The organism is Alicyclobacillus dauci, from assembly GCF_026651605.1.
In the GTDB taxonomy this organism is placed as follows: domain Bacteria; phylum Bacillota; class Bacilli; order Alicyclobacillales; family Alicyclobacillaceae; genus Alicyclobacillus; species Alicyclobacillus dauci.
In genome coordinates this window covers 1-21,195 of the sequence record NZ_CP104064.1, presented here as the reverse complement: position 1 = coordinate 21,195, position 21,195 = coordinate 1, and the positions used below count along the sequence as shown (strand labels likewise).

The following is a 21,195-nucleotide window of genomic DNA, read 5'->3' as shown; positions in this document are numbered from 1 at the left end:
ACTGTCTACATTGCACAGAACGTCTACTTCAAATTACAGCTTACCAACCGCGCGATGCCATTCTCTCTTCGGCACGCAGGGTGTTGATGTCGATGCCAGCCATGGCCGTACCGAGGTTCTTCGATAGTTCGCCGATGAGCGCGTAATCCTGGTAGTGCGTCGTTGCTTGGACGATTGCGCGAGCGAACTTCTCTGGGTTCTCGGATTTGAAGATACCTGATCCGACGAAGACACCGTCCGATCCCAATTCCATCATTAGAGCCGCATCCGCCGGGGTTGCCACGCCGCCTGCTGCGAAGTTCACGACAGGTAGTTTGCCCGTTTCGTGAATTTCCTTGAGCAAGTGAAGCGGCGCACCGAGGTTCTTTGCCTCTGCGTACAGCTCATCTTCGGACAAGCCCTGGACGTGGCGGATTTGCATTTGCATCATGCGTTGGTGCTTGACGGCTTCGATGATGTTACCCGTGCCAGGTTCGCCCTTGGTGCGGATCATCGATGCGCCTTCGCCGATGCGGCGGATCGCTTCGCCGAGGTCTTTTGCACCGCAAACGAACGGCACGGTGAACTTCGACTTGTCAACGTGGAACTTATCATCTGCAGGGGTGAGCACTTCGCTCTCGTCGATGTAGTCGACGCCCATCGCTTCGAGCACGCGAGCTTCAACGATGTGGCCAATGCGGCACTTTGCCATCACAGGGATGGAGACGGCCTGCATGACCTGCTCAATGATGGTCGGGTCCGCCATGCGAGCGACGCCGCCTGCTGCGCGAATGTCCGACGGAACACGTTCCAACGCCATGACTGCAACTGCACCGGCAGCCTCAGCGATTTTCGCTTGTTCTGCGTTGATGACGTCCATGATGACGCCGCCCTTTTGCATTTCTGCCATGCCGCGCTTAACGAGATCGGTACCTGTCTTCGCCATCCGAGGTTCCTCCTTTAGGGACCCTTTAGAGGTCCGTGTGAACCGGTCACAAACCGGATTTTAATATTTTTCCACCCTTCATTCTATTACACATGAGTGCGTCTGTCATCAAATGCTATAGTTCGGCGCTTCTTTCGTGATCTGCACATCGTGCGGGTGGCTCTCGCGAAGTCCAGCGGCCGTGATGCGAATGAGTTGGCTCTCATCCTGCAGCTTTTGAATGTTGTTTGCGCCGGCGTAGCCCATGCCGGATCGCAATCCGCCCACCATCTGGTATAGAATCTCGCTCACAGGTCCGCGATATGCGACGCGCCCTTCGATGCCTTCCGGCACGAGCTTCTTCGCTTCGCCGCCTTGGAAATACCGGTCTGAGCTGCCCGCCTTCATGGCGCCGATGGAACCCATGCCGCGGTACACTTTAAACTGCCGGCCTTGATAAATTTCGATCTCGCCCGGGCTCTCCTCCGTCCCCGCCAACAGCGACCCGATCATCACCGTGCTCGCCCCAGCCGCGATCGCCTTGACGATGTCACCGGAGTACTTGATGCCGCCGTCCGCAATCACCGGAATGCCCGCCTTGCGTGCCACGGTCGCACAGTTGTAGATGGCCGTGACCTGCGGGACGCCAACGCCCGCCACAACGCGCGTCGTACATATCGATCCCGGCCCAATCCCGACCTTTACAGCATTCACGCCCGCGTCGATGAGCGCCTGCGCACCGTCGCCCGTCGCCACGTTGCCTGCGATGATCTGGATGTCGGGGAACTTCTGTCGCGCATCGCGAATGCCCTGCAGCACGCCTTCCGAATGACCGTGCGCCGTATCGATGACGATGACGTCCGCCTGCGCGTTGACAAGCGCTTCGACTCTGTCGAGGAAGCCCTGGGAGACCGTCACCGCGCCGCCTACTAGCAAGCGTCCGTGGGTGTCTTTTGCGGAGTTCGGGAAGCGGCGGGCTTTCTCGATGTCCTTGATGGTGATGAGGCCGCGGAGGTTACCGTCGCGATCGACAAGTGGAAGTTTCTCAATCTTATGCTTGCGAAGTAGTTCCTTTGCATCTTGAAGGGTTGTCCCAACGGGAGCCGTCACGAGGTTGCCGCAGGACATAACTTCGCGAATGGGGCGGTTGTAGTCGCGTTCAAAGCGGAGATCGCGGTTGGTGATGATCCCGACGAGACGCAGCGTCCCTGTCTCGACGATAGGCACACCGGAAATCCGGTACTTTGCCATGAGGTCTTCCGCGTCGCGTATGGGGTGTTCAGGCGTTAAAAAAATGGGATTCGTAATGACCCCACTCTCAGACCGTTTCACTCTATCAATTTCTTCTGCCTGTTCCTCTATCGTCATGTTTTTGTGAACAATGCCGATACCGCCTTCTCGCGCCATGGCGATGGCCATGTCCGCATTCGTCACGGTGTCCATTGCCGCACTGAGCACCGGGATATTCAAGCGAATGTCGGTCGTCAGTTGCGTGCTTACGTCTACATCCCGCGGTAGTACGGTGGAGTGCGCAGGCAGGAGTAATACATCATCAAACGTCAAACCCTCTTGAGCAAACTTTGTTTCCCAGGCGTTTGCCATCACAATCCCTCCTTATAATAGTGAGTCCTACCTTGCCCCGTAGGAGACACGGTCGGACAGCCGCTTATAAAAAAATCGGACACAATGATTGTCCGGCCGAAAATATTGAATGCAGTATAGCAACGGCCTATAGGGGTGTCAACGTAATGCAGCAGTGTGCCTCGTCCTCATATAAAATCGACACACTTCCTTCATATAGACAGAATTGACCAAGTTTTATTATCATTTGTAGTGCGTCCTTTTACACCCGTCTCATTATCAAACTGATGTAAATCTCGAGGTGGAATTCATCGCCCTCGGCACAACGCTTATCGTGGGTATCGCGAAAGGCTGCTTTGACGGTCTCTACCCGACGAGATACAAACCCTTACGCGCACTGTCCAATGCTCTGCAATGGCTTGGTGAGTCCGTTCCGGATATATTCGTCATCGTATCACTGGAAGTCTTCGAGTTCTTTATTCTGCAGTTCCACGTACCATTTTATTTCATCGGTGGACATCACCTTTGGCCGAGCTTTTTCGTTCGCGCGCTCGTCGTTGCACTGGGGCCTCCCATGTACATCGCCCGCATGGTCCGCCTCGCCGTCACCGATCAGCACCAGCAACAATACATCATCACCGCCCAAGCCAAAGGCATCAAACCCCACCGAGTCTTCTTCAAACACATGTTTCCAAACGTCTGGCCGGTCGCGCTGTCGAACCTCACGTCCGTCATGGGGATGTTGTTTAGTAACATCGTCGTGATCGAAATCCTGCTCGGCATCAATGGCATCGGCGCGAACCTGCTCAACACATCCATCGGCGGCGCGGAGATGGGCCCCATGACATTGAACGGCGTGTCCCTGCCGACGCCCTTCTTCTATACCATCACCGACATGCCAACGGCATTCTTGCTGCTCTTCGGGACACTCCTGCTGCTCGGTTGCACCTACGGGATACTTCGAGGCTTGGCCTACGTGTGCGGCTATCGTCATCAGCAAAACACGCTCCGATCCGCCACCGACATCACAACCACCTCACGTCACCCGTGGCAACTCATCGCCGGATTGTACTGCTAGCCGGGCTCATCCTCCTCGCGCTGATTCGCAAAATTCTCCCGATCCCGTCGCCCGAAGCCCAAGACAAAATCGAAGTCACCCCGACCACCATGTCGTTCCCGCCATACCCACCAAGTGTTCACCATCTCCTTGGTACGGATTCACAAGGTTACGATATGTTCAGCAGGACGCTGCACAACTTGCTCCCAACCTACGGCATTCTGGGTCTAACCGCCATCGCAACCCTGTTCTGCGCCAGCGTTCTGGCCACACGATCCGCCTTAGCCCACAGCCCCATCGCGCGCACAGTAATCCGCATTCTACATTCGTGGGTCACCATCATCCCGACCATCATCCTGGCGCTGTGGACATTCACCATCTCATACGTGAACATGGCCGGCCTTCGCATGCCTACCCCCGGCACGATCACCTGGAGCCGAGTCCACGACATCATCTACCTCGGCATTCTCGCGCTGTTCGAATTGGGACGCACGGCCCATGCACTGCAGGCCAATCTTGAGGAGAGCGAAGCCATGACGTATGTGGAGGCGTCTGTCACGAGCGGATCGAACGCCGGAGCACGCTTTGTCATGCACCACTTTGGACCCTACATGATCCAATGCGGGGAACAGTTTATCTCCCTTGTGTCACGACTGTTTGGTCTCATCTGTCTCTTGGCGTTTATCGGGCTTCCACTGAATATGACGTGGATCCACGTTGACAGGTGGTTCCCCCATTTCACGGACCCAACCTGGTCCGCCACCATCGGCGAAGCCGCTCAGGACTACTTCGAAAACAACAACGTCTTCCCTATGTTCGCACCCGTTCTACTTATGGCGCTGACGATGACATCACTGAGTTTCATCCTCAGCGGCCTAAGGCGGCTCGACGTTTCGATCCTTCGGACTCGCCAAGGGACGAACGGTCACATCCGCCTACGTCCCATGGTCGCTGGTATGCTGAGTACATCAGTGACGTCGTGGTGGGGGCGGAACCGGACGGCGTCAGAGGATACGGCGGACGAGGGGGGAGACTCTGTGACCATGTAGATGACGGAGGGCTTGTGCCGGCTGGAAGGTATGAGTGATTGGATTGTTGCGTAACGTTCAGTCGGCCATGGCATATATCCGCTGCTGTCGGTTAAAATGGCGATTCCCAGAGGTACATTTGGCGGGTACGTCGAAGTGAATGAATTTATCGGTACCTTGATGTGTAAGGTGTTACCGTGGACCAAAAGGAACGCCAAGTTTTAGGTTTTACTGTCGTGTCAACCACGACTGGGTTTATTACAAGATTCGTTACAAATCAGAGAAATTAAGGGGAGTTTATATGCATTCGAACAGAAACGAGTTTTGGGATTCTCGATCACCGCGCTCAAATGGAGTGGCCACAGCCGGTTTCATCGTTGGCATCGTCGGTTTTCTTCTCTCCTGGATACCGCTCGTCGGGATTCCCATCGGACATATCATGGGTGTCATCGCAATAATTCTTAGCATCATTGGAATGATTAGAGCGTCCGTCGTCCAGACGGGACGTAGTACTGCCGCCGCCGGCCTTGTATTCGGCATTGTCACGGTGGTGTTGAAGTCGATACCGCTGCTGAATTTGCTTTGAGGGCCTGGGGGGCCCGGGTCGGGGGGCTCCCGAGTGTCGGGAGCCGGGCGGGGCGAGCCGGGAGCCGGGAGCGCCCGGCGGCTTAAGGTAGCGGTGGGGCCTTGTTCGGCGTTTTGCCTCCACTCAGACGCGAACAAGGGATCAGGAATCCTTTGTCGAGGCTGTCCAGGCAGTTAATCAGAAACAAATAGCCGAGTAAGGGCACCGCGTTCCTCTATTCAATTTCGGGTGACGATATGTCCCCAAGAGCGGACTGGCAGTCTACTATTCCAGGCACTCCGAATGAAGGCTCTGATGTTCATGCGACCTCTCTAATTTGTTTTGTCGCATTGTAAAAACCTCCGTCACATGTTGATTGGTCCCCTCATGCACCTTCCTCCGTGCAACAAAACAAAAGAGCCCTCAAGGCAGCATCCTCTGCTCCCTAAAGGGCTCTTTCTCTCTCTCGCCTGGCAACGTCCTACTTTCCCAGGAGGTCTCCCTCCAAGTATCCTTGGCGCTGGAGGTCTTCACGTCCATGTTCGGTATGGGTACGGGTGTTTCCCCTCCGCTATGGCCACCAGACTGCTTGGGCTCCGGGCTCTCTCTACGCTGGCTTCGCCCTTACGGGCTGCAGAACGCTTCGTTCGATCCCTCCACCAAGGCATCTTGTACCTTAAACGATACTTCTTCCTCGGTTTCGCCCTATGTACCGCAGCTTTCGCTACAGTTTGTGGTCCTTGCTTCTGAACTATGGAACAACCTCTCTGTTCTGGTGAAGCCCTCGACCGATTCGTATCTGTCCGCTCCACGTATCACTACGCTTCCACTCCAGACCGATCTACCTTGTCTTCTTCAAGGGGTCTTACTCCGTTATCCGGATGGGATACGTTATCTTGAGGCTGGCTTCGCGCTTAGATGCTTTCAGCGCTTATCCTTTCCCGACTTGGCTACCCAGCTATGCTTCTGGCGAAACAACTGGTACACCAGCGGTCGGTTCATCCCGGTCCTCTCGTACTAAGGACGAACCCTCTCACGTATCCTGCGCCCGCGGCAGATAGGGACCGAACTGTCTCACGACGTTCTGAACCCAGCTCGCGTACCGCTTTAATGGGCGAACAGCCCAACCCTTGGGACCGACTTCAGCCCCAGGATGCGATGAGCCGACATCGAGGTGCCAAACCTCCCCGTCGATGTGAACTCTTGGGGGAGATCAGCCTGTTATCCCCGGGGTAGCTTTTATCCGTTGAGCGATGGCCCTTCCACTCGGTGCCACCGGGTCACTAAGCCCGACTTTCGTCCCTGCTCGACCTGTCCGTCTCGCAGTCAAGCTCCCTTTTGCCTTTACACGCACCGCGCGATTTCCATCCGCGCTGAGGGAACCTTTGGGCGCCTCCGTTACTCTTTTGGAGGCGACCGCCCCAGTCAAACTGTCCACCTGACACTGTCCCCGAACCAGGTTATGGTCCTAGGTTAGAACACAAGTACCTCAAGGGTGGTATCCCAACGCCGACTCCACTCAGGCTGGCGCCCAAGCTTCTCTGTCTCCCACCTATCCTGTACATGACGTACCCGTATCCCATATCAAGCTACAGTCAAGCTCCACGGGGTCTTTCCGTCTAACCGCGGGTAACCTGCATCTTCACAGGTATTACAATTTCACCGGGTCTCTCGTTGAGACAGCGCCCAAGTCGTTACGCCTTTCGTGCGGGTCAGAACTTACCTGACAAGGAATTTCGCTACCTTAGGACCGTTATAGTTACGGCCGCCGTTTACTGGGGCTTCAATTCGGAGCTTCGGTTTCCCTAACCCCTCCTCTTAACCTTCCAGCACCGGGCAGGCGTCAGCCCCTATACTTCGCCTTTCGGCTTCGCAGAGACCTGTGTTTTTGCTAAACAGTCGCTTGGGCCTTTTCACTGCGGCTTCTCTCGAAGCGCCCCTTCTCCCGAAGTTACGGGGCCATTTTGCCGAGTTCCTTAACGAGAGTTCTCCCGCGCGCCTTCGTGTTCTCCACGCGCCCACCTGTGTCGGTTTCCGGTACGGGCACCACTTCACTCACTAGAGGCTTTTCTCGGCAGTGTGACTTACAGGACTTCGCTACTGTTCTTCGCTCCCCATCACAGCTCACGCTTCACGGAGTGCGGATTTCCCTACACTCCACGCTCACTGCTTGGACGGCCTCTTCCATCCGGCCGCTTCCTTCAGCCTCCTGCGTTACCCCTTCGCTCAAACGCTCCGCGGTGGTACAGGAATTTCAACCTGTTGTCCTTCGACTACGCCTTTCGGCCTCGCCTTAGGTCCCGACTTACCCTGGGCGGACGAGCCTTCCCCAGGAAACCTTGGGCTTTCGGCGGACAAGATTCTCACTTGTCTTTTCGCTACTCATACCGGCATTCTCACTTCCATCCGCTCCACCATGCCTTCCAGCACAGCTTCCCCGCAAATGGAACGCTCCCCTACCATGTTTCCATCCATAGCTTCGGTGTCTGGTTTAGCCCCGTTACATTTTCCGCGCAGCGCCACTCGACCAGTGAGCTATTACGCACTCTTTAAATGGTGGCTGCTTCTAAGCCAACATCCTGGTTGTCTGTGCAACGCCACATCGTTCCCCACTGAACCAGTACTTTGGGACCTTAGCTGTTGGTCTGGGCTGTTTCCCTCTTGACCACGGGTCTTATCACTCGTAGTCTGACTGCCAGGTTCTTCGACAAAGTGGCATTCGCAGTTTGACTGAGCTTGGTAACCCTCGCGGGCCCCGCACCCAATCAGTGCTCTACCTCCACTTCTCATTCCCTGACGCTAGCCCTCAAGCTATTTCGGGGAGAACCAGCTATCTCCGGGTTCGATTGGAATTTCTCCCCTACCCCCAGTTCATCCCCTGGCTTTTCAACGCCAGTGGGTTCGGGCCTCCATGCGGTGTTACCCGCACTTCACCCTGACCAGGGGTAGATCACCCGGTTTCGGGTCGATGACGACAAACTTATTCGCCCTCTTCAGACTCGCTTTCGCTTCGGCTTCGGCTCCTTCGCCTTAACCTTGCTTGCCATCATCACTCGCCGGTTCATTCTACAAAAGGCACGCCGTCACATGTCATGCATGCTCCGACTGCTTGTAAGCACACGGTTTCAGGTTCTCTTTCACTCCGCTCCCGCGGTCCTTTTCACCTTTCCCTCACGGTACTATCCGCTATCGGTCGCCAAGGAGTATTTAGCCTTAGGAGGTGGTCCTCCCAGATTCCCACGGGATTCCTCGTGTCCCGCAGTACTTGGGGTCTGTATCACTTTCCACAATCCATTTCAGTTACCGGGCTCTCACCGTCTATGGCCGGCCTTCCCATGCCGTTCTCCTATGGATTCTTTCCAGTTGGTTCCCTGCAGGTCCCCACTTACAGCCCCTCGACCCCGCATACGCATCGACTGCAGTCTGTACCACGTATACGGTTTAGGCTTCTCCGCTTTCGCTCGCCACTACTTACGGAATCGCGTTCGCTTTCTTTTCCTCGAGGTACTTAGATGTTTCAGTTCCCTCGGTTGCCTCCGCACAGCTATGTATTCACTGTACGGTACTAGCGCTTCACACTAGCAGGTTTCCCCATTCGGACACCCACGGATCAATGCTCGCTTACAGCTCCCCGTGGCATTTCGGTGTTCGCCCCGTCCTTCTTCGGCTCTTGGCGCCTAGGCATCCTCCGTGCGCTCTTTCTAACTTCACCGTGTCGCCTTCAGATGCACTTCGGATTACTTCGTCACTCGTCGGCCAACTCCCTCACGTACTTATGTACGCTCAGTGCGTTGCCCTCCTCGTTCCTCGTACTCCTCGCACCTCTTTGGCTTATACTTCCCGGTTACGTTAACCTGTTACTCGCATTTCGGATACCGGTTTTTACTTTCGAGGTTGTTCCATATTCAGTTGCCAAGGTACCTTGAGTTTGCCTGAGTCACGAAGACTCTTTGGCTCCCTCAAAACTAAACACATTCCCACGACCTGAAAGGGTGTTTCTCCGTAGAAAGGAGGTGATCCAGCCGCACCTTCCGATACGGCTACCTTGTTACGACTTCACCCCAATCATCAACCCCACCTTCGGCGGCTGGCTCCAAAAGGTTACCTCACCGACTTCGGGTGTTGCCGACTCTCGTGGTGTGACGGGCGGTGTGTACAAGGCCCGGGAACGGATTCACCGCGGCATGCTGATCCGCGATTACTAGCAATTCCGGCTTCATGCAGGCGAGTTGCAGCCTGCAATCCGAACTACGAACGGCTTTTTAGGTTTGGCTCCACCTCGCGGCTTCGCTTCCCGTTGTACCGCCCATTGTAGCACGTGTGTAGCCCAGGACATAAAGGGCATGATGATTTGACGTCATCCCCGCCTTCCTCCGACTTACGCCGGCAGTCACCTGTGAGTCCCCACCATTACGTGCTGGTAACACAGGTCAAGGGTTGCGCTCGTTGCGGGACTTAACCCAACATCTCACGACACGAGCTGACGACAACCATGCACCACCTGTCACCCCTGCCCCGAAGGGAAGGTACATCTCTGCACCTGTCAGAGGGATGTCAAGCCCTGGTAAGGTTCTTCGCGTTGCTTCGAATTAAACCACATGCTCCACTGCTTGTGCGGGCCCCCGTCAATTCCTTTGAGTTTCAGTCTTGCGACCGTACTCCCCAGGCGGAGTGCTTATTGGGTTTCCTTCGGCACTGGGGTGTGTCCCCCAACACCTAGCACTCATCGTTTACGGCGTGGACTACCAGGGTATCTAATCCTGTTTGCTCCCCACGCTTTCGTGCCTCAGCGTCAGTCACTGTCCAGCAAGGCGCCTTCGCCACTGGTATTCCTCCACATATCTACGCATTTCACCGCTACACGTGGAATTCCCCTTGCCTCTCCAGCACTCAAGTTGCGCAGTTTCCAGAGCAGTCCCAAGGTTGAGCCTTGGACTTTCACTCCAGACACACGTAACCGCCTACGCACGCTTTACGCCCAGTGATTCCGGACAACGCTTGCCCCCTACGTATTACCGCGGCTGCTGGCACGTAGTTAGCCGGGGCTTCCTCACTCGGTACCGTCTCACAAGGAGCTTTCCACTCTCCTTGTCTCTCTCCCCGAGCAACAGAGCTTTACAACCCGAAGGCCTTCTTCGCTCACGCGGCGTTGCTCCGTCAGGCTTGCGCCCATTGCGGAAGATTCCCTACTGCTGCCTCCCGTAGGAGTCTGGGCCGTGTCTCAGTCCCAGTGTGGCCGGTCACCCTCTCAGGTCGGCTACGCATCGTCGCCTTGGTGAGCCGTTACCTCACCAACTAGCTAATGCGCCGCGGGCTCCTCTACCAGTGATGCATTTGCATCTTTCAATTCACGAAGATGCCTTCGTGAATGTTATCCAGCATTAGCACCCGTTTCCGAGTGTTATTCCAGTCTGGTAGGCAGATTGCCCACGTGTTACTCACCCGTCCGCCGCTGACATCCGAAGATGTCCGCTCGACTTGCATGTATTAGGCACGCCGCCAGCGTTCGTCCTGAGCCAGGATCAAACTCTCAATAAATGTTACTGGCGTTCGCCAGAATGTTATCCGTTTGTCGCGACAACCGAAGTTGTCTCGACTGAAACTTTCAGGCGTGGTGTGTTTAGTTTTCAAGGAACCAAATCCGTCATCATAACGTTGCAGTACAACTGCACGATGGCGGGTGTTAAATCACATGGCCGCCGTAGCGACATCGATTAATATACCACCGTCCTAAACGTATGTCAAACATGAATTTAAGTTTTTTTGTTGTATTTATTATTTAACAGGTACAAGTGAAGGAACGAGCCAAGCTTCAGCAAACAAAGTCTAACGTCTTCGGTGCTGCCAATCTCGAATATGGCTACGCAACGGATCGGAGGATCATGCAGACTATCGTGGCTGATGGCCATTATTGAGCGGTGAGCTAGCGTCGACGTTATGCGCGACGTTCTGTAGACGTTCTGTAAATGTGAGATATTGCTCTGACGGATCGAGTGGTCATACATGGAGTGGGCACTTAAATAGAGATGCATACTGTCCTCCCGGGAGACATGTTCGATTACTGGCCTTTTCTTAGCCTCTTCCTCAACTCCGCCTCGATGGAAATCCATAAGGAGAGGGGAAGGAACAACCAAAAGACAATGGCGGCGGCGAGTTTGATGTGGGCGAGGGCCAGGATCGCTGAAAGAATGAGGCCGATAACCAGGGTGAGCACGAGGCGCCAGTCGTCGAAGATAAGTCCCCAAAGTACTTTGATCACCTTCATCTGTGCAACCCTACCGATACTGAGTGCGACGTGTAGTGCGTGCGCAATCGGCTGCGTAAGCTCGTAACCTGCAACCAGGAGTACATGAGAAGCGTTGCAATGATGTAGACCAGGGAGAGATCCGCTTGGGGCCAATGAACGCCGATTCCCTCACCTATCCAGAACGCCCCAAAGCTTGTCAACATGACGCCAACGATGAACTTGAGCGTGTTTTCGGGGATTTGGGAGAGGGGGGATCGGAATGCGATTCCTCCAACCGAGTCCCCGTGAATCCCCGCGATGTGTCCGGAGAAAATGTTCGAGGCACCGACAAATGTGGCGGCGAATGTCGTGTTGGGTCGGTGATAGAGATCGTTTGGTGCACCAGCTTGTTCAATGTGCCCATCGTTGAGGAGAACGACGTGATCGGCCATGCTGAGGGCTTCGACTTGATCATGGGTGACATAGATGGTCGTGATGCCGGCGTCTTTGACGAGGGATAGCAGGTCCCACCGCATCTGTTCGCGCAGCTTCGCGTCGAGGCTGGACAATGGTTCATCCATCAGCATGATGGTTGGATTCGGTGCGAGTGCACGAGCAATGGCGATCCGTTGCTTTTGCCCGCCCGACAGTTGATGCGGGAACGCGCGTTCATATCCGTCCATCTGCACCATTTTGAGGACCGTGTGAATTCTGTCGCGCATGGCGGTGCCGGTGATGCCCTGTAATTTGAGACTGAACGCCACGTTGTCGGAGACTGACATGTGTGGCCACAACGCGAAATCTTGAAAGACCATCCCGATGTGACGTCGCTCAGGCGGACGAGGGAAACGTGTATATTCCGTTAATACTTTGTAAGGATGCGTATAATTAACGGATTTTATTTTTTCTGTAATGTATGCAGTAGCGTCTTCTCACCAATCGATTGTAATGGATACATGTAAACGAAGGGACTGTCCCCTTCAGCGCATCTATCCGATCACGCTTCAAAGAGACAGTCCCTTTATCTTCACGAAACAGACGAGACGTACCGACGCCTGCTTTCATTCCGTTGTTAAGAGAAGGAGTTACTTGCGAACGAGCTGGTTCACCACGAGATAGCACAATCCCACAAAAATGAAGAATGTAAGGTACATTGCGCCTGTGTGAACGATAAACGTCCAAAGAACGTTCTGCATAGCAGTCTCCTCCTCATTCAATAACGTATCAAGAAAGGGGATTATTCATCCACCGTTTGCTCTTCTTCCTCGTCAACCATGACACGGCTTACCGTTGCCACCTCTTGGCCTTCATCGACATTGATCAGGCGGACACCCTGCGTGTTCCGGCTGAGCGAAGAAATCCCCTTCACGTGCATGCGAATCGCAACGCCGGCTTGAGTGATGATCATCAAGTCATCTTCCTCGGTCACCATACGCATCGCAATCACGTGTCCGTTCTTCTTCGTGACGTTGAGGGTCTTAATACCCTTACCACCACGAGTCTGTGCACGATATTCCTTAACAGGTGTACGCTTGCCGTAACCACGAGATGTGACGACGAGCACATCGTGATCATCTTCAGCGACGTCCATGGCGATGACCTCATCATCTTCATTCAAGGCAATGCCTTTCACACCCGTTGCGGAGCGGCCCATGGTACGAACATCCGTTTCATTGAAACGAATGGCTAGCCCTTGGCGCGTGACCATCATGATTTCCTTCTGGCCATTCGTCAAATTGACGCCCACCACTTCGTCATCATCGCGCAAATGAATGGCAATGAGGCCGTTCTTGCGGATGTTCGAATAGTCGCTCAGCGCTGTCTTCTTTACAATACCCCTCCGGGTCGCAAAGAACAAATGGATTCCCTCAATTTCATCCGGGTTCATTGACTCGACGGGGATAACAGCGGTAATTTTCTCGTCCTGTTCGATGTTGAGCAGGTTGATGATTGGGATACCACGCGCTTGACGACTGAACTCTGGCACATCGTACCCCTTGATGGCGTACATCCGTCCTCGATTCGTAAAGAACAGGAGGTAATCGTGGGTTGATGTGACGTGGAGCTGATCTACAAAGTCCTCGTCGCGTGTACCCATCAGTGACATCCCGCGTCCACCGCGCCGTTGACTGTGGTAAGTCGACAGCGGAATCCGTTTGATATAACCCTTGTGGGTGACAGCAACAACAATGTCGTGAACGGGAATCAGGTCTTCGTCGGTGATTTCGCCTTCTGCAGCGATAATCTTCGTTTTTCTGTCATCACCGTACTTGTTGCGAATCTCCGTCAACTCGTCACGAATGACACCGAGCAGCAACTGTTCGTCAGCCAAAATCGCTTTATACTCCTTAATGCGCTCCAAAAGTTCCGCGTACTCTGCCTCGATTTTCTCACGTTCCAGACCTGTCAACCGTTGCAAACGCATGTCGAGAATCGCTTGCGCTTGCTCCTCCGACAGAGCAAACCGGTCCATCAAGCCATTCCGAGCGATCTCGGCAGTTTGTGATGCCCGAATGAGACTGATGACTTCATCCAGGTTGTCGAGGGCAATGCGCAAACCTTGCAGGATGTGCGCGCGCGCCTCTGCCTTATTCAACTCGTATTGCGTACGCCGACGGACTACTTCGCGTTGATGGTTTAAGTAGTGATACAAGGTGTCCTTAAGCGAGAGCACCTTTGGTTCGCCGTTGACGAGTGCCAAGTTGATGACACCGAAGCTTGTCTGAAGGCCCGTGTGCTTGAACAAGTTGTTCAACACGATCTGTGGGCGGACATCTCGGCGAAGCTCCACGACGACACGCATTCCTTTGCGATCCGATTCGTCTCGCAAGTCCGTAATCCCATCGATCTTCTTGTCGCGCGCCAGTTCTGCGATTTTCTCAACCAAACGCGCCTTGTTCTGCTGATATGGGATTTGCGTGACGACAATCCGCGTTTTGCCGCCCGACATTTCCTCAAAGTGCGTGACGGCCCGAATGGGGATGGAACCACGTCCCGTCTCGTAAGCTTTGCGAATGCCGTCACGACCTAAAATGATCCCGCCGGTAGGAAAATCAGGGCCTTTGATGACTTTCATCAGATCATCAACGGTTGCATCCGGATTGTCGATGATGGTTGTCACACCGTCGATGATTTCCCGCAAATTGTGCGGTGGAATGTTTGTTGCCATGCCGACGGCGATACCGGATGATCCGTTGACGAGCAAATTCGGGAAACGCGACGGCAGCACTCTTGGTTCCTGTTCCGTCTCGTCGTAGTTCGGCATGAAGTCAACGGTTTCTTTATTGATATCGCGCAGGAGTTCCATGGCGATAGCGGACATGCGAGATTCCGTATATCGCATAGCGGCCGCCGAGTCACCGTCGATGGACCCGAAGTTACCGTGGCCGTCAACGAGTGGATAGCGAGTTGAAAAATCCTGTGCGAGACGCACCAACGCGTCGTACACTGACGAATCGCCGTGCGGGTGAAACTTACCGAGCACATCGCCGACGATACGTGCGGATTTCTTATATGGCTTGTCGTGGGTCATTCCGGCGTCGTACATGGCGTACAAAATCCGACGGTGAACAGGCTTCAGTCCGTCTCGAACGTCTGGAATGGCACGCGCGACGATAACGCTCATCGCGTAGTCCATGAACGAATTTCTGATTTCTTGACTAATGTCAATCGGTAGTACGCCACTGTTATGGTCTTCTGCCAAACAGGCTCACTCCTTCAAGGAGTGCTCGACGATGAATCTTGTCGAGCACGTATTCAAGCACATTACACGTCCAAATTGCGGACGTAACGCGCGTTTTCTGCGATGAAATCACGACGCGGCTCAACTTTATCTCCCATCAGTGTGCTGAAGATCATGTCCGCATCCATTGCGTCTTCCATCGTCACTTGCAGCAGCGTTCGTGATTCCGGATCCATCGTGGTTTCCCACAACTGTTCGGCGTTCATCTCGCCAAGACCTTTATAACGCTGCAGACCAATACCCGTGCGGCCCATTTCCTCCATGGCTCTTTCCAACTCAGCGTCGGAGTAAGCGTAACGAATCGTCTTGCCCTTCGTGATTTTATAAAGTGGAGGTTGGGCGATGTAAATATAGCCAGCGTCGATAAACTGACGCATGAAGCGATAGAACAAGGTCAACAAAAGAATGCGAATGTGGCTGCCGTCGTGATCGGCATCCGTCATGATGACCACTTTATGATAGCGCGCCTTCGATAGGTCGAACTCATCACCGATCCCGGTGCCACACGCCGTAATGATGGCGCGAATTTCTTCGTTGGACAGAATCTTGTCGAGCCGTGCCTTTTCCACGTTGATGATCTTCCCACGAAGGGGAAGAATGGCTTGATGCTGCGGATCGCGTCCGCCTTTTGCCGATCCGCCAGCGGAGTCACCCTCGACCAGGTACAGCTCCGAGGTTTCTGGATCCTTGGAGACACAGTCAGTCAGCTTGCCAGGAAGCGACGTGACTTCCAAAGCACTCTTGCGACGAGTCAGTTCGCGTGCCCGCTTGGCCGCTTCGCGGGCACGGGCGGCCGTGACGCACTTGTCGATGATGCGACGCGCAGTTGATGGATTCTCATCGAGAAATGTCTGCAGCTTTTCACCGAATAAACTCTCCACGATTCCGCGAACTTCACTGTTGCCAAGTTTGGTCTTCGTCTGACCTTCAAACTGTGGCTCGGTGACTTTGACACTGACGACAGCGGCGAGCCCCTCGCGAACGTCATCGCCTGTCAGGTTTCCTTCGTTGCCCTTGATCAAGTTGTTCTTGCGGCCGTAATCATTAATGACGCGCGTCAGAGCACTCTTGAATCCAGACTCGTGCGTGCCGCCTTCGTGCGTGTTGATGTTATTGGCGAAGGAGTAAATGACTGAAGAATACCCGTCATTGTATTGGAGCGCGACTTCAACCGTAACATCTTCCCGGACACCGGCAACGAATACAGGTTCCGGGAAGAGCACATCTTTGGAGTGGTTGATGTACTTGACAAACTCCTTGACGCCGCCCTCGTAGTGATATTCGTTCCGCTTGCCGCCTTCGCGCTCATCTTCCAAGACAATGGCGAGACCGGCATTGAGGAACGCCAATTCGCGTAAACGTCCTTGAAGAACGTCTACCTGGAATTCGGTGGTTTCCGTAAAGATTTCTGGATCCGGCCGGAAACTCACCGTTGTCCCTGTTCTGTCGGTGGTTCCGACTACCTTGAGATCGTACAGTGGCTTACCGCGTTCGTATTCCTGCACATACACATTGCCATCGCGGTGCACTTCAACTTTCATCCAAACGGAGAGCGCATTAACGACAGATGCGCCAACGCCGTGCAAGCCACCGGACACCTTGTAACCCGATCCACCGAATTTACCTCCCGCGTGCAACACGGTGAGTGCTGTTTCAACGGCAGGACGGCCCGTCTTGTGGTGAATACCGACCGGGAACCCGGCCCCATTATCGATAACCGTGACACTGTTGTCCTGGTGGACCTGCACGATAATGCGCGTACAACGACCGGCAAGTGCCTCGTCAACAGCGTTATCCACGATTTCCCAAACGAGATGGTGAAGTCCTTTTCCACTCGTTGAACCAATGTACATACCTGGGCGTTTGCGTACAGCTTGAAGGCCCTCAAGGACTTCTATTTGGGATTCATCATAAACTTGTTCTGACAACTAGTTTCCCTCCACATGTGCGCGCATCAATCCCGCACAATGTCACGTTCAACTGTTATTACTAGGCATACTCGCCGAGTTCTCGTCGTTTCAGACGTTATCCTCCGTTATTATACCAGAAGCCACATGAAACAGTCGTGCGGCCCCGGCCAGCTCATCCTCTAGGTGAAACAAGCTCGTCGTGGTGATGATGGTCTGGACTTTCTGACTCATTGACAATACGAGATTTCGTTGGCGTTTGTCATCTAATTCTGAAAGTACGTCATCCAACAGGAGTACTGGATATTCCCCTATTTCCCTGTAAATAAAATCGATCTCGGCCAATCGCAATGATAACGCGATAGTCCGTTGCTGTCCCTGACTCGCGAAACTCTGAACGTCCTGTCCGTTGAGCAGTAGTTGGATGTCATCTCGGTGCGGTCCAACGGTTGTGTATCCCATGCGCATATCCGTTTGCCGCTTGTCCGAAAGCGATCTCTCAAACTGACTCGCAATCTGTTCGAGAGACATGTCCAGGTTCGCCCGTGGAATCGTCGACATGTACTTGAAGTCGAACAATTCTCGTCCTTCCGAGATATCGACATAGACTTGGTTGGCTACCGGCTGCAACTGTGCAAGAAAGCGAAATCGACGTTGCACGACGTGCGCTCCATACTGCGCTAGCTGTTCGTCAAAGGAAGCGAGGTAGGTGTCGTCATAAACGCCGTTTTTCAACAGTTTGTTTCGCTGCTGAAGCGTCCGATTGTAATTTGCTAGGTGATGAAGATAGAGCGGCTGCGTTTGTCCCAACTCGACATCAATAAAACGACGACGTTCTTTGGGGCCACCCTTGACCAACTGTAGATCTTCGGGTGCAAATAACACAACTTGAAAATGACCGACGAAATCGGTCATTTTCATCTGCTGCACTCGATTCACATAAGCTTTGCGTCCTGCACTCCCCAGTTCAAGCCGCAATTTTCGAAGCCCGTGCATGGATTCCACAATCCCATCGATGACTGCGCTGTCCTCGTTCCAGGAGATCAAATCCTTATCTCGACTTGTTCGATGGGATTTACCGATGGCGAGAAGGCCGATTGCCTCGAGTGCGTTTGTTTTTCCTTGTCCGTTTTCACCGCAAAACACGTTGACATTAGGGGACAACTGAATGGCTTGATGCTCGTAGTTCCGGAAGTGACTGAGCGTCAGGTCAGTCAGAAACATTTGGGTCGCCCTTTAACAGATATGACTTTCGACCAATTTGAACACTATCCCCAGATACCAGCTTCCGGCCTCTGCGGGATTCCGTTTGACCGTTCACTTTGATTGGCTGTTCCTCCAGGTAGATTTTCACTTCGCCACCAGAAGAAACAATATCAAGCTTTTTTAACAATTGGCCAACGGTGATATGGGTTCCCGAGAAACGAATTTCCATTTTGGTTTTCGTTTACCTCCAAAGAACCGGTGAGATCAGTTGGAGGACTGACTTGTCTCCGGTTTTCTCAATGACAAACGCCTGTGTCGATCCGTTGAAACGAATGGTCAGCTGAGCAGCGTCTAGGGCCCGCAATGCATCCAATACGTATCGCGCATTAAAGGCAATCTGTAAATCATCGCCTGTTTTTTGTTCACTTTCAACTGTTTCCGAAACATTTCCAATTTCCGGGGAGTTTGAGGACACGGTTAGGACGGTATTTTCAAGTTCCAACCGAACCATGTGGTTGTCCCTATCCCGTGCAATCAAAGCAGCACGGTCAATCGCTCCAAGCAAGTCATCCCCAGGGACAATTACTTCTGTTTTGTGGCCGTTCGGGATAATGCGTGACGTGTCCGGATATGTACCGTCGATGAGACGCGTGTAGAAACGTGTATCCCCACTGACAAATAGACTGTGACTTTCAGTGAGATATAATTCGACGATATCGTCTCCGGAAGCCAAGATTTTCGTCAATTCAATCAGCGATTTACCTGGGATGACGGCCTGCCACTTTGGTGCGTCAGTCAGTGTGACATAGTGCGTTGCAAGACGGAGTCCATCTGTCGCTGTAAAAGTGAGTTTATCGTTTGCGCATTGAATGTTGATGCCTGTCAAAATCGGTCGAACTTCCGTATTCGCTGTGGCAAATGCAGTCGTTCTGATGAGATCCCCGAGCATCGAAGACTGTACTTGAAGACCTTGAACGCCAACAAACGAAGGAAGTTTCGGAAATTCTTCCGCATCAATTCCATGCAGATGAAACTGAACAGATGCTGTTGAAATTTCCGTCATATAGTTGTTCGCTACCTGCATAGTAATGACTGTATCCGGAAGTTTGCGAATGACTTCAGAGAAATATCGAGCTGGGAGCACAATGGATCCAGGCTGCTCGATTTTCAGCTGGTTATCCTCGGAGCCGACAATTCGCGTTTGAATTCCAAGTTCCAAATCGTAGGCTGTGGCAATGATCTCTTGGTCACGGACATCTAGTAGGATGCCGGACAGTACTTGTTTTGTTGTTCTCACTGCAACTGCCTTCGACACTGTTTGTATCGCTTGCATAAGTGCTGCCTTTTGAATGGAAAAACGCATGATGGTGGCGTGCTCCTTCCAAATTCCGTGCCAGATCGTCAAAATCCCTCACGCTAAAGTATATAGGATTAGGATTTAGGATCGTAGATAAAAATAGTATTAATCGTAGTAGGCACGGTGAATATGTGGATAACCTATAAATCTAGTGAAACTATCAATCAACAGCCTGTTAATAAATTTGTGGATAGGTTAACGTCTCGTGCACAGATACGTTGTCCACATGTGGATAATCACGTAAGGGTTCGAATTGCCTGTGCCAATCTGTCAATTGTTGCTTTCAGTTCAGGGTCCTTCGCAATCTCCTCGTTAATTCGGTCGCACGCATGCAAAACCGTCGTATGATCTCGTCCTCCAAATGCTTCCCCGATCCTCGGTAGAGACATATCCGTCAGCTCGCGCGTGAGGTACATGGCGATTTGGCGCGGAAAGGCCATGTTTCGGGTGCGCTTTTTACCTTTCAGATCATCCATTCTCAATCCAAAGTGATCACCGATGATTTTTTGTACGTGTGAGACGGTGACCGTTCTTGGTCGATCCGGCGCAATGATGTCCTTTAATGCCGCTTGTGCCAACTGCGGAGACACATCTTCGTTGACGAGAGAGGAATAGGCAACAACGCGAATCAGCGCACCTTCTAATTCCCGAATATTTGAATCGATTTGATTGGCGATGTAGGACAGGACTTCTTCGGATATCTCGAGGCCCTCAGAGCGTGCTTTGCGCTGCAAAATGGCGATGCGCGTCTCGAGATCAGGCGGTTGAATGTCCGTGATGAGTCCCCATTCAAAACGGGATCGCAAACGATCTTCCAGTGTTGGAATTTCCCTTGGCGGCCGATCACTGCTGATGACAATTTGCTTTCCCGCTTCGTGCAAGCTGTTGAAGGTGTGGAAAAACTCCTCCTGGGTCTGCTCTTTGTTAGCGAGAAACTGAATATCGTCGATTAACAGGACGTCGATGGATCGATAGCGATTGCGGAATGATTCGGTTGAATTCTCTCGAATGGACGTGATGAATTCATTGGTGAATCGTTCTGAAGATAAGTAAGAGATTTTTGCGGACGGATCGTGTGTCTTGACGAAGTGACCTACAGCGTGCATCAAGTGCGTTTTACCGAGACCGACTCCGCCGTAAATAAATAAGGGGTTGTAGCCCTGGGCTGGTCGCTCGGCTACGGCAAGACAAGCTGCGTGGGCAAATCGGTTGCTCGCACCGATGACGAACGTCTCAAACGTGTAGCGTTGAATGAGTGTGCCCTGTGGTTGATCGGCTTCGTCTTCTGCAGGTGCGTACAGTTCAGGATGGAGCGGCTTGCGAACGGGCAGCGTATCCTGTTTGTCTTCCGACCAGTCGGTCACAAACTGAATGCGATACTCCTGTTCCGTTAAAGCGATGATCATGTTCTGAATGGTGTTTGTGTAGTGCTCCTCGATCCAATTCTTCACGAATGGCGTCGGCGTATAGATGAATAACGAATGGTTCGCCGAGTCATACTTTAAAATCTTCGTGCCCTCGAACCATGTTTCAAAGGTTGGGCCGGATAGGCGCTCCTTCATCATGGCCAGCACTTGGCTCCAGAGGCCATCGAAGTATTTTGTGTCTAAACGCGCACTCAT

General features: G+C 53.1%; 14 protein-coding genes and 3 rRNA genes. 4 read left to right on the top strand and 13 right to left on the bottom strand.

Going from position 1 to position 21,195, the window contains the following annotated elements; translation table 11 throughout:
- Positions 1–40: 40 nt before the first annotated feature.
- Together pdxS and guaB are read right to left on the bottom strand one after the other, a co-directional pair.
- On the bottom strand, positions 41–925 hold the full coding sequence (gene pdxS, locus NZD86_RS00085; RefSeq protein ID WP_268044452.1) for a pyridoxal 5'-phosphate synthase lyase subunit PdxS: 885 nt from the start codon (positions 923–925) through the stop codon (positions 41–43).
- 108 nt (positions 926–1,033) lie between these two features.
- Positions 1,034–2,506, bottom strand: coding sequence for an IMP dehydrogenase (gene guaB, locus NZD86_RS00080; RefSeq protein ID WP_268044451.1), 1,473 nt, complete (start codon positions 2,504–2,506; stop codon positions 1,034–1,036).
- A 280-nt stretch (positions 2,507–2,786) separates the two neighbouring features.
- Between guaB and NZD86_RS00075 the strand changes: the two genes are divergently transcribed.
- The 3 genes from NZD86_RS00075 to NZD86_RS00065 all read left to right on the top strand — a co-directional run bounded on the left by NZD86_RS00075 (position 2,787) and on the right by NZD86_RS00065 (position 5,156).
- Positions 2,787–3,563 (top strand): ABC transporter permease subunit, encoded by a 777-nt coding sequence (locus tag NZD86_RS00075; protein ID WP_268044450.1) that lies wholly within the window; start codon positions 2,787–2,789, stop codon positions 3,561–3,563.
- Positions 3,533–4,591: a hypothetical protein gene (locus tag NZD86_RS00070; RefSeq protein ID WP_268044449.1), complete on the top strand. Its 1,059-nt coding sequence runs from the start codon at positions 3,533–3,535 to the stop codon at positions 4,589–4,591. Before NZD86_RS00075 ends, NZD86_RS00070 begins: the two co-directional genes overlap by 31 nt.
- Before the next feature lie 280 nt (positions 4,592–4,871).
- The gene (locus tag NZD86_RS00065; protein ID WP_268044448.1) at positions 4,872–5,156 is read left to right on the top strand and encodes a hypothetical protein; all 285 of its coding nucleotides are present in this window, start codon (positions 4,872–4,874) and stop codon (positions 5,154–5,156) included.
- Positions 5,157–5,603: 447 nt separating this feature from the next.
- Here the strand turns inward: NZD86_RS00065 and rrf are convergent.
- The 3 genes from rrf to NZD86_RS00050 form a co-directional block, all read right to left on the bottom strand.
- Positions 5,604–5,720: ribosomal RNA gene (rrf, locus tag NZD86_RS00060) — 5S ribosomal RNA — on the bottom strand.
- 187 nt (positions 5,721–5,907) lie between these two features.
- Positions 5,908–8,847: ribosomal RNA gene (locus tag NZD86_RS00055) — 23S ribosomal RNA — on the bottom strand.
- Between the two features lie 294 nt (positions 8,848–9,141).
- A 16S ribosomal RNA gene (locus tag NZD86_RS00050) occupies positions 9,142–10,673 on the bottom strand.
- The 16S, 23S and 5S rRNA genes sit together here, the layout of an rRNA operon.
- Before the next feature lie 254 nt (positions 10,674–10,927).
- Here NZD86_RS00050 and NZD86_RS00045 point away from each other — a divergent pair.
- Positions 10,928–11,050 (top strand): hypothetical protein, encoded by a 123-nt coding sequence (locus NZD86_RS00045; protein ID WP_268044447.1) that lies wholly within the window; start codon positions 10,928–10,930, stop codon positions 11,048–11,050.
- Positions 11,051–11,193: 143 nt separating this feature from the next.
- Here NZD86_RS00045 and NZD86_RS00040 read toward each other — a convergent pair whose 3' ends face one another.
- The 8 genes from NZD86_RS00040 to dnaA all read right to left on the bottom strand — a co-directional run bounded on the left by NZD86_RS00040 (position 11,194) and on the right by dnaA (position 21,195).
- Positions 11,194–11,400 carry a hypothetical protein gene (locus NZD86_RS00040; RefSeq protein ID WP_268044446.1) on the bottom strand — a complete coding sequence of 69 codons (207 nt, stop codon included), beginning with the start codon at positions 11,398–11,400 and terminating at the stop codon, positions 11,194–11,196.
- Positions 11,397–12,263, bottom strand: coding sequence for an ATP-binding cassette domain-containing protein (locus NZD86_RS00035; protein WP_268047022.1), 867 nt, complete (start codon positions 12,261–12,263; stop codon positions 11,397–11,399). The genes NZD86_RS00040 and NZD86_RS00035 overlap by 4 nt, the downstream gene beginning before the upstream one ends.
- Before the next feature lie 335 nt (positions 12,264–12,598).
- On the bottom strand, positions 12,599–15,064 hold the full coding sequence (gene gyrA / locus NZD86_RS00030) for a DNA gyrase subunit A (RefSeq protein ID WP_268044445.1): 2,466 nt from the start codon (positions 15,062–15,064) through the stop codon (positions 12,599–12,601).
- A 62-nt stretch (positions 15,065–15,126) separates the two neighbouring features.
- The gene (gene gyrB / locus NZD86_RS00025) at positions 15,127–17,031 is read right to left on the bottom strand and encodes a DNA topoisomerase (ATP-hydrolyzing) subunit B (protein WP_268044444.1); all 1,905 of its coding nucleotides are present in this window, start codon (positions 17,029–17,031) and stop codon (positions 15,127–15,129) included.
- Positions 17,032–17,121: 90 nt separating this feature from the next.
- Positions 17,122–18,234, bottom strand: a complete 1,113-nt coding sequence (gene recF / locus NZD86_RS00020) for a DNA replication/repair protein RecF (RefSeq protein WP_268044443.1) — start codon at positions 18,232–18,234, stop codon at positions 17,122–17,124.
- Entirely contained in the window at positions 18,221–18,445 is a 225-nt protein-coding gene (locus NZD86_RS00015) for an RNA-binding S4 domain-containing protein (RefSeq protein WP_268044442.1), read from the bottom strand. Before NZD86_RS00015 ends, recF begins: the two co-directional genes overlap by 14 nt.
- A 12-nt stretch (positions 18,446–18,457) precedes the next feature.
- Positions 18,458–19,579, bottom strand: coding sequence for a DNA polymerase III subunit beta (gene dnaN / locus NZD86_RS00010; protein ID WP_268044440.1), 1,122 nt, complete (start codon positions 19,577–19,579; stop codon positions 18,458–18,460).
- A 230-nt stretch (positions 19,580–19,809) separates the two neighbouring features.
- Complete coding sequence (gene dnaA / locus NZD86_RS00005) at positions 19,810–21,195, bottom strand: chromosomal replication initiator protein DnaA (protein ID WP_268044438.1); 1,386 nt, start codon at positions 21,193–21,195, stop codon at positions 19,810–19,812.

Bases quoted from the DNA above. Each gene is read 5' to 3' on its own strand.
- NZD86_RS00015 (WP_268044442.1), bottom strand. From the start codon at position 18,445: ATGGAAATTCGTTTCTCGGGAACCCATATCACCGTTGGCCAATTGTTA.
- recF (WP_268044443.1), bottom strand. From the start codon at position 18,234: ATGTTTCTGACTGACCTGACGCTCAGTCACTTCCGGAACTACGAGCAT.
- guaB (WP_268044451.1), bottom strand. From the start codon at position 2,506: ATGGCAAACGCCTGGGAAACAAAGTTTGCTCAAGAGGGTTTGACGTTT.
- dnaN (WP_268044440.1), bottom strand. From the start codon at position 19,579: ATGCGTTTTTCCATTCAAAAGGCAGCACTTATGCAAGCGATACAAACA.
- pdxS (WP_268044452.1), bottom strand. From the start codon at position 925: ATGGCGAAGACAGGTACCGATCTCGTTAAGCGCGGCATGGCAGAAATG.
- dnaA (WP_268044438.1), bottom strand. From the start codon at position 21,195: ATGAGTGCGCGTTTAGACACAAAATACTTCGATGGCCTCTGGAGCCAA.
- NZD86_RS00040 (WP_268044446.1), bottom strand. From the start codon at position 11,400: ATGAAGGTGATCAAAGTACTTTGGGGACTTATCTTCGACGACTGGCGC.
- NZD86_RS00065 (WP_268044448.1), top strand. From the start codon at position 4,872: ATGCATTCGAACAGAAACGAGTTTTGGGATTCTCGATCACCGCGCTCA.